Raw genomic sequence first — 8,835 nt, 5'->3', positions numbered from 1 at the left:
CCATATCCGGGCGGATTGTTGCTCTGGCAGATACCTTTGACGCACTCACCTCAAAGCGGCCTTATAAAGACCCTTATCCACCCGAGGTCACTTTTGATATCCTGAAAAAAGAAAGAGAGGAGCACTTTGACCCTGAAATTCTTGATATCTTTATCACCAGTTTTGATCAATTCCTGGAAATCAGAAGCAAGATCGGTACTTTTGAAGGCAAAACAGATCAACATTTCACACTCAGTGAACGGGATAAAACAAGCAATTATATAGTCGTCTGACTATCAGGCATGTCTTCATCATTGCTCAATGATCTAAGATCAGCGGCCCTGGCCTGTACTTCTCAGGGCCGTAAAGAATTCTTTTCCCAACCCTTCTGGAAAGCTCGTTTAACAGGCCCCCGAAAAGAAGGTTATGAAATGGCAGTAAAGAATACCAGTAAAGGATCCCGTACAATCCTGTGGGATGGAATCTCGTACCAAGCCTGAGTTCTGTCCCTTTTTCGTCAGGGACCAGCTCAAAAGTCAAAAGCGCTTCACCCGGCAGTTTCATTTCTGCCAGAAGAATCAGTTTAAAGGGAGGTTTGACATCTAAAACCCGCCAGAAATCAAGAGCATCGCCGACATAAAGCTGTTCAGGGTGACGCCGCCCTCTTCTTAAGCCCACTCCGCCTGCAATCTGGTCCATCAATCCCCTGATCTGCCACAGCGCATCACCGTAATACCATCCGTTAGACCCTCCGATCCGGCTTATCAAAGACCAGATTTCACCGGGTTCACAGGCCAAAGTAATTTTATATCCGCCCTGAAGCAGTGTCCCTCCTGAATAGGCAGCATCTCCTGCATACATCCACTCAGGCGAATGCAAATCGCCAGCATCTGTCCATCGTGTATCCACAATTTTAAGAGAATCCTTTTGAATGGCCCGGTCTATCGAACTACAGCAGCGTACCAGGTCCTGGGGAATAATTTTTTTGATTTTATCATCTTTTGTAATGATTTCAACACCAAGCCCATCAAGAAGCGGCTGGGAAATGCTGGGTGATATGGGAAGCAGGAGTTTTGCGATGGTATGAGCAATTTTTGTGCCCAGCTTAAAAGGAGGGGTGGGAGAATGAATAAATAAAGGTTTTTGTAAACCAGCCTGTTCCGCGTAAATTTCAAATAACTGCCTGTAGGTTAAAATTTCCGGCCCGCCAATGTCATACGTCTGGCCGATAGTCTCTTTTTTTTCAAGGCATTCTTCCAGATAAATCAGAACATTTCTGATACAGATGGGCTGAAGTTTTGTATCTATCACGCTCTTGGGAATGATAAAAAAGGGCATTCTTTCTGCAATGTATCTGAGCATTTCAAAAGATGCACTGCCTGATCCAATAATATGGGCTGAACGGAAAACAGTAACAGGCACCCGGCCTGACTTAAGAATTTTCTCAACTTCCTGCCTGCTTTTAAGGTGTAAACTTGTATTGGGTTCATTCCCGCCCAGGCCTCCAAGATAGATTATCCGCTTAAGGCCGTGTTTATCAGACAATGAAATAAAGTATTTGGCAGCCCTGCGGTCTGCATCGGCAAAATCCTTATGGTCTTCAGACATTGAATGGACAAGATAGTATGCCACATCACAATCTTTCAATGCCTTTTCCAGGCTTTTAGGATCATGAGAGTCTGCTTTGACAAGCTCAAGATTGGGGTAATCTTTCCATGACCTTCCCTGAATTTTATGCATGGACCGGGCCATTGCCCTGACCCTGTAACCGCCTTTTAGTAATCGTAAAACAAGCCTGCCGCCAATATAACCTGTGGCACCTGTTATTAAAATTAATGATTTTTTCATAAAAATTTTCCCCTACCCGCCACCGTCAGCATGACCGACAGGCATGGTAATGCTGTATACGCCGTCTTCCCGTTCACTTTTAAGATTTGGACAGGCCTTTTTAAACACCTTCATTATCTTATAATTAGAAAACAAGACTGTAGCTGTAAAAACTTCAACGCCCCTTTCTTTTCCAAGTTTCAATAATAAATTTACCATATAGGTGGCAATGCCAAGGTTGTTATACTTTTCATCAACAATTACGGCGATTTCAGCCATAAGGTCTGATTCTCCCTTTAAATACCTGGCCTCTGCGATTAAAATACCTTCTCCCGGCTCCCCGACCAGCCCCACGACTGACATGGTATGGTTCCAGTCAATATTGACATATTCCTGCATTTTTGAATGGGGCATAGTGGTAATGCAGTAAAAATACCGGTAATAGATGGCTTCATCAGAAAAACGATAGAACAGTCTTCTCATTTGTTCCTCATCCGAAGGTTTTATGGGTCTGAACCTCACCTTGACCCCATTTTTAAAGGTCTGCTGCTCGTGAATCTCATGGGGATAAAGATGGCTGCTTTCCTTTAAAAATATCTGGTCCGGATACAGCATGTTTTTCTTTTTTGCCCTGTTAAATAACGCCATGCGGTCATCCGGATGGGCAATCTCAATCATGGCCTGGGCCCGTTCCCGTATGGAAAGACCGTTGAGCATGGCCGCCCCGTATTCTGTCACCACCATGTCAATGGATTCTTCAAACCCCAGCTGGTTGTGGTACCGTTTGATTGAAGGTTTGATATTGGAGTGATTGTTCAGATTCCTGCTGGGGAGGCCAAATATGATCCGGCCTCCCTTGGAAATCTGCGCTCCTAAAAAAGAATCCATCAGTTCCATGGGACCGCTGATGACATTTCCTCTACCGTGGTGTAAAACAATGCGGCCGGACAGATCAACTTTGCGCGCGGGAATCACCGCAACAAATCCTGGATTTTTACCGATATTGACCGGGTCAAAAACCGTCTGGATTCCCTGGAATTCCACCAGATGGTTCCGATCAAGCCAGGCCATTAGGGCCGGCGTTCCAAATGCATAGGATGCAATGGATTTTCCCTGGGAGACATTTTTATAAAGGTTAGTCACTGCCCCGCTTTTCACAAGATCCATCAAGGCATCGGTAAACACAGGGGAGTGGACCCCAAGGTGATGTTTATTCACCAGTTTTTTACTTAGGGATTCAAACAACGGACCAATGGAAAACGCAATACAGCTTTTGTCCTGGATCAAAGAAGCAATGCGGCTGGCCAGACGGTCAAAAGCAGGACCGGTTTCCCAGCGCTCAAAATAAACCGGATCATCCTGTGAATAGATCAACATGTCAAATTCCGACATATTGACAAATGTATCACCAAAGATCCTGGGAATTTTTGGATTGATCTCACCCACGACAAAGGAGGCTTGTTCCATGGCCGCCCGTGCCACATCAATGGAAATCCCCAGACTGGCAGTTCCTGAATCATCAGGCGGGGAAACCTGTATAAACGCGACATCAACCTGGATAAGCCCCGACTCAAACAGTCGATGCAATCTTTTGAATCGAATGGGAATCAGGTCTACCAAGCCTCTGGTAATCGCCTTATTTACCATATTGCCTGAACTGAATGTCTTCAGCCGGTATTTATGGGAATCAAGTGTTTTAAGAGATATAGTATCACTGAAATTTACAAGCTGAATCAACTCAAGATCAACCAGCTTCCTGCTATTGGAGCTCATCAGCCGCTTTACCAAGGTGCGGGGTTCAGAAACACCCGTGCCCAAAAAAATACTCATTCCCGGCCGAATCTTTTTCATGACAATATCAGGATCAATGATTTTTTGTTTCCAATTCATATTGATACCTTGATTAAAGTCCCGGAAAAATACAAGGGAATATTTTTAAAGTATTGTAATACTTTACGACTGATTTTGCAAAAAAAATGTGACCATACAGAAGAAACGATCACAGAAATTAGTTTATTTTTGATCCTTCTTTTTCTGCTTTGCTTTCAGAACCTGGCGCCGAGAAGCATTCAGTACGCTTTTTCTAAGACGTATGGATAAAGGCGTAACTTCCACCATTTCATCATCCCGAATAAAATGGAGGGCCTTTTCAAGGGTTATGACCCTTATCGGCGAGCAGACAACATTTTCGTCTTTCCCGGATGCCCGCATGTTGGAAAGTTTCTTCTCCTTGCAGGCATTCACATCGATATCCTGATGTCGGTTGTGTTCTCCGACAATCATACCCTCATACACCGGGGTTCCGGGTTCAATAAGCATCTGTCCCCTGGGTTCTAAGTTAAACAACGCATAGGGCACAGCCTTCCCCTGTCTGTCTGAAACAATGGACCCGGTATACCGGGTAGGAAACTCCCCTCTGTGCTCTTCGTATCCTGAAAGGTATGAGTTCATAATCCCGGTTCCCCGGGTATCTGTCATAAATTCATCTCTGTACCCGATCAAAGACCTTGAGGGAATTGAAAATTCAATTCTCACCCTGCCTTTGCCGTTATTCACAAGATTGGTCATCTTGCCTTTTCGAATGGAAAGTTTTTCCGTTACAACACCTAGAAAAGCTTCACCGCAATCCACAAACAAATGTTCAATGGGCTCCAGTGTTTTTCCTTCCTTATATTTATAAATGACTTTGGGTCGCCCGACGCAGAGTTCAAATCCTTCTCTTCTCATGGTTTCGATCAGGATGGCAAGCTGGAGTTCACCCCTTCCCTTGACTGTGAAACTTTCATCCGTGGTACTTTCTTCCACTTCAATGGCGACATTCATTAAGGTTTCCTTAAGAAGACGCTCCCTGATTTTTCTGGACTGAACATATTTTCCTTCCCGGCCGGCAAAGGGAGATGTGGAAATGGAGAAATTCATGGAGACTGTGGGTTCATCCACCGTGATTCTTTCTAAAGGCATAGGTTCGAATTTTGTACAGATGGTGTCTCCGATTTTGACATCCTCGATACCGGACAATACGATAATATCCCCCACCTGGGCCTGTTCTACAGGCAAAAGTGTCATCCCTTCATAGGACTGAAGTTTGGATACCTTTAACGATAAAAGTTTATTGTTTTCGTTGATGCACACAAGATTTTCATTGGATTTGGCACTGCCGTTAAAAATTTTACCTATGGCAAGCCGTCCAAGATAATCAGAATACCCTAAATCTGAAACCAGCATCTGAAAAGGGGCTTCAGGATCATATGAAGGAGCCGGCATTTCTTCCAGGATAAGATCGAATAAAACGTTTAAATTATCAACATCATCATCCAGTTCTTTTTTAACAATACCATCACGGCCAATGGCATACAGATAGGTGAAATTAAGTTGTTCTTCCGTGGCGTCAAGATCAATGAAAAGATCATACACCATATCCAGCACTTCGTCGGGTCTGGCATCTTTCCGGTCAATCTTATTGATAATGACCATGACGGGAAGATTGGATTCAAAGGTCTTTTTAAGGACAAACCGGGTCTGAGGCAAGGGGCCTTCAGACGCATCAACAAGGAGAATCGCACTGTCAGCCATGGAAAGCGCTCTTTCTACTTCACCACCAAAATCCGCATGACCGGGGGTATCAATAATATTGATTTTAACGTCCTGCCAGGTCACAGAGCAGTTTTTGGCCGCAATGGTGATACCGCGTTCTCTTTCAAGATCCATGCTGTCCATCAGGCGGTCATCCACCTTCTGGCCTTCCCTGAAAAGCCCGCTCTGCTTGAACATTGCATCAACAAGGGTGGTTTTGCCATGGTCAACATGGGCAATGATGGCAATATTTCTCAACCTGTCATTATATTGAATATTCTTTTTCATGATTCTCCTGTTAATATCCGATCTTTATTTTCAGGCAGGAAAAATAATCATGAAAACCTAAAGGTCAAATATTACTTTGACACCCTTGTTGTACCGTCAGCAGCAGTAATAATCCTGACCCTGTCTCCGTCAGCGATCAAAACATCGGCCTCCTGTACGACAACGATGGTCTGGCCATTGTCTTTTTTTACAATAATTTCAAGACCCGGTTTCCGGGTTATCTCTTCTTCTGCCATTGTTCCTGCCGCAGCACCGGCAAGGGCGCCGATCACGACGGCAACCGATTTACCTGATCCGCCTCCAATCGTACTGCCCAGAACACCGCCTGCAACAGCACCTGCAGCAGTTCCAATGGGGGTTTTGGTGCCTTCAATCACCACTTCCTTTACAGACTCAACCGTCCCATTTTCAACGGTCTGAACCTGTCTTGCCTCATCCCGTGAATACACCTGGCCGGATCTGCTTGATGCGCATCCTGCCACAACCACGGCAATGGCGGCCATGAGAAGAATCACAGTTGCTGTAGATTTTAACGTCTTCATAAAAATATCCTTTCCAAACAATAAATTAACCTTGGGGCTTATATGCAATACAATCTATTTCCATCAATTCTACAACACCTTTGTCCATGCTTCAAGCATTCAGTAGAATTTTTTTTTGAAAATTTATTTGTCTTGCACCGCCATATTATAGTACGTTGATTTTTATGGAGATGGGGTGACCGTTGGGATTCAATTTTATCGAACTGTTCTTCTGATAAAGCCTGGGGCTGGGCCTTCCATTTTCCGCCATCGGCAGCGGCACCGAAGAATAGAGGAAAAAATGACACCACGTATAAGCAGTAAAGTCAAAACCGATTTCCAGGTGTTTGTCAAACCCGTCGGAGATTTATGCAACATGGCCTGTCATTATTGTTATTATTCATCCGGTGGGGCTGTATCTGATTCTGCCCGGAGGATGCCTGATAATATCCTTGAGACTTATATTTGCCAGCATATTCACGCACATCCCGGGCCTGTTGTTCGCTTTTCCTGGCACGGCGGGGAACCGACTCTTCTGGGAATTGATTTTTTTAAAAAAGCGGTGGGTTTTCAGAAAAAGTATCAGCCTGCAGGAGTTCTGATTCAGAACGGCATACAGACAAATGGGACATTGCTGGATGAAACATGGTGCAGGTTTTTTAAAAAAGAGGGATTTTCCGTTGGGTTGAGTTTAGACGGTCCGGAACACCTTCATAACAGATACCGAACCACAAAATCAGGAAAGGGAACCCATTCACGGGTTATGCTTGGGCAACAGCTCCTGCAAAAAAACCAGATCCCCTATGATATTCTGTGTGTGGTACATCATCATAATGTGGATCATCCCCTCGATGTGTATCGCTTCTTCAAAAAAATAGGTGCTGTTTATATCGGTTTTCTTCCCGTAGTTAATTCTCTAATGGATAGCGTTGATCCTGAAAAATACGGCACTTTTCTCTGCTCCATATTTGATGAATGGAAAGCATATGATATTGGCCGTATCAAAGTTCAAATGTTTGAAGAAGTATCTGCAAAAGCTATGGGTCAGGATCATGCGCTTTGTATTTTTCGAAAGGCATGTGGCGAAATTCCAGTAGTTGAAATAAATGGAGATGTGTATCCATGCGATCATTTCGTAAGGCCTGCTTTTAAATTAGGGAACCTGAACACAACTCCTCTTGGAAAATTAATGAATCTTAAAACCATGAGAGAGTTTGGAAAGAATAAAAAAACCGGTCTGGCATCACAATGTAAATCCTGCGAAGTTCTCGCTTTTTGCAATGGGGGATGCCCCAAGGACAGAATCCTGCACATACCCGGATCAACCATGAAACTCAACCACCTGTGCCGTGGCTACAAACGTTTCTTTAATCATTGCCTTCCCTTTGTTGAACAGCTTCAAAAGCTTTTGCTAAGACAACAACAAGAAGACAAACCCGTAAGAACAGGCCGCAATTCTCCCTGTCTCTGTGGAAGTGGAAAAAAATTCAAAAGGTGTTGTATGACACAATAAATCAGGGCATCATTTATTCGATTAATTTCTCAGAAAGAAATTCAATAGTTCGTTTCCAGGCCAGATTTGCCGCATCCGGATTATAACGGGATGCGCTTGTATCATTGTGAAATGCATGATTTGCACCATCGTACATGTAGAGCTTGTAATCAATACCAGCTGATTTCAAGGCTGCTTCATAGTCTGGGATACCTTTGTTGATACGCTCGTCGAGGCCGGCATAATGGAGAAGGAGAGCAGATTTTATTTTCGGAACATCGGTTGCGGCAGGCTGCATTCCGTAAAAAGGGACTGAGGCCTGAATGTCCTGTGTCTGTACAGCCAACTGGTTGGCCAACCCTCCCCCCCAGCAAAAACCGATAACGCCTACTCTGCCTGTTGTTTTCGGGTGAGTTTTTAAATACTGGGCAGCAGCGATAAAATTCTGAACAGTCTGCTTGCTATCAAGTTTTCGTATAAGATCCCTGGCTTCATCCGGGTCGAAGGGAGTGCCTCCCATGGGAGATAATGCATCGGGTGCTAATGCTGTAAATCCCTCAAGAGCCATTCTTCGGGTGACATCTTCAATATGGGGATTTAATCCTCTGTTCTCATGAATAACGATCACTCCGGGTTGTTTGCTTTCGGTTTTTTTTCTGGCAAAATATGCCCTGATGTTCCCGCTTTTCCCGGGATAATCCAGGTAATCTGTATTTAACCGTGGATCATCCCGGGATATGGTTTCAGCATGGGCATGGCTGTAATCAAGCATGGGCAAAAATGCCAGGGCAGAAGCAGTGCCGCCCGTCAGGATTGTTAGTTTTTTTAAAAAGTCCCGACGATCCATGCCCTCCTCAATGTAATGGTCATGCAAACGAATAATTTCCTGATTCATTTTTTTTCCTTTCGTTTGGGGAAATGTGATGATTGCTCCGGTCGTTTATGGTTCTCAATTATATGTGATGATTCAGTCCAAACCCAAGCAAGATAACGCATTTCCTAAGTATAAACTATTAAAGGGTGTTGAAATCAATTTATAATTTACATAATTTACATAATAATTTCAGATTGTTGTGTTGCAAAAGCCTCTGTTTTCGTGTATTATTTTTATTCGCAAAAACAAAAAATTATAAAACAAAAACAGAGGCAATATGC

The 8,835-nt window shown here is 43.9% G+C and carries 7 protein-coding genes; 2 read left to right on the top strand and 5 right to left on the bottom strand.

Annotation, left to right across the window (positions count from 1 at the left end):
- Positions 1–272 (top strand): HD-GYP domain-containing protein (locus tag QAI40_RS15745; protein ID WP_331521068.1); only part of this gene is annotated, 272 nt, incomplete at its 5' end.
- Between the two features lie 25 nt (positions 273–297).
- Here QAI40_RS15745 and QAI40_RS15740 read toward each other — a convergent pair.
- The 4 genes from QAI40_RS15740 to QAI40_RS15725 all read right to left on the bottom strand — a co-directional run bounded on the left by QAI40_RS15740 (position 298) and on the right by QAI40_RS15725 (position 6,209).
- Entirely contained in the window at positions 298–1,827 is a 1,530-nt protein-coding gene (locus QAI40_RS15740) for an SDR family oxidoreductase (protein WP_299983597.1), read from the bottom strand.
- 12 nt (positions 1,828–1,839) lie between these two features.
- Complete coding sequence (locus QAI40_RS15735; RefSeq protein ID WP_299983595.1) at positions 1,840–3,696, bottom strand: GNAT family N-acetyltransferase; 1,857 nt, start codon at positions 3,694–3,696, stop codon at positions 1,840–1,842.
- Positions 3,697–3,819: 123 nt separating this feature from the next.
- Positions 3,820–5,667, bottom strand: coding sequence for a translational GTPase TypA (gene typA / locus QAI40_RS15730; protein WP_299983593.1), 1,848 nt, complete (start codon positions 5,665–5,667; stop codon positions 3,820–3,822).
- A gap of 71 nt (positions 5,668–5,738) precedes the next feature.
- Positions 5,739–6,209, bottom strand: a complete 471-nt coding sequence (locus QAI40_RS15725) for a glycine zipper 2TM domain-containing protein (RefSeq protein WP_299983591.1) — start codon at positions 6,207–6,209, stop codon at positions 5,739–5,741.
- A gap of 280 nt (positions 6,210–6,489) precedes the next feature.
- Between QAI40_RS15725 and QAI40_RS15720 the strand changes: the two genes are divergently transcribed.
- Entirely contained in the window at positions 6,490–7,701 is a 1,212-nt protein-coding gene (locus QAI40_RS15720) for an anaerobic sulfatase maturase (RefSeq protein ID WP_299983589.1), read from the top strand.
- Between the two features lie 13 nt (positions 7,702–7,714).
- Here QAI40_RS15720 and QAI40_RS15715 read toward each other — a convergent pair whose 3' ends face one another.
- The gene (locus QAI40_RS15715; protein WP_299983587.1) at positions 7,715–8,575 is read right to left on the bottom strand and encodes a dienelactone hydrolase family protein; all 861 of its coding nucleotides are present in this window, start codon (positions 8,573–8,575) and stop codon (positions 7,715–7,717) included.
- Positions 8,576–8,835 lie beyond the last annotated feature (260 nt).

Source organism: Desulfobacula sp. (genome assembly GCF_030611305.1).
In the GTDB taxonomy this organism is placed as follows: domain Bacteria; phylum Desulfobacterota; class Desulfobacteria; order Desulfobacterales; family Desulfobacteraceae; genus Desulfobacula.
The sequence above is the reverse complement of the archived record's forward strand: the minus strand, read 5'-3'. Positions and strand labels throughout refer to the sequence as shown.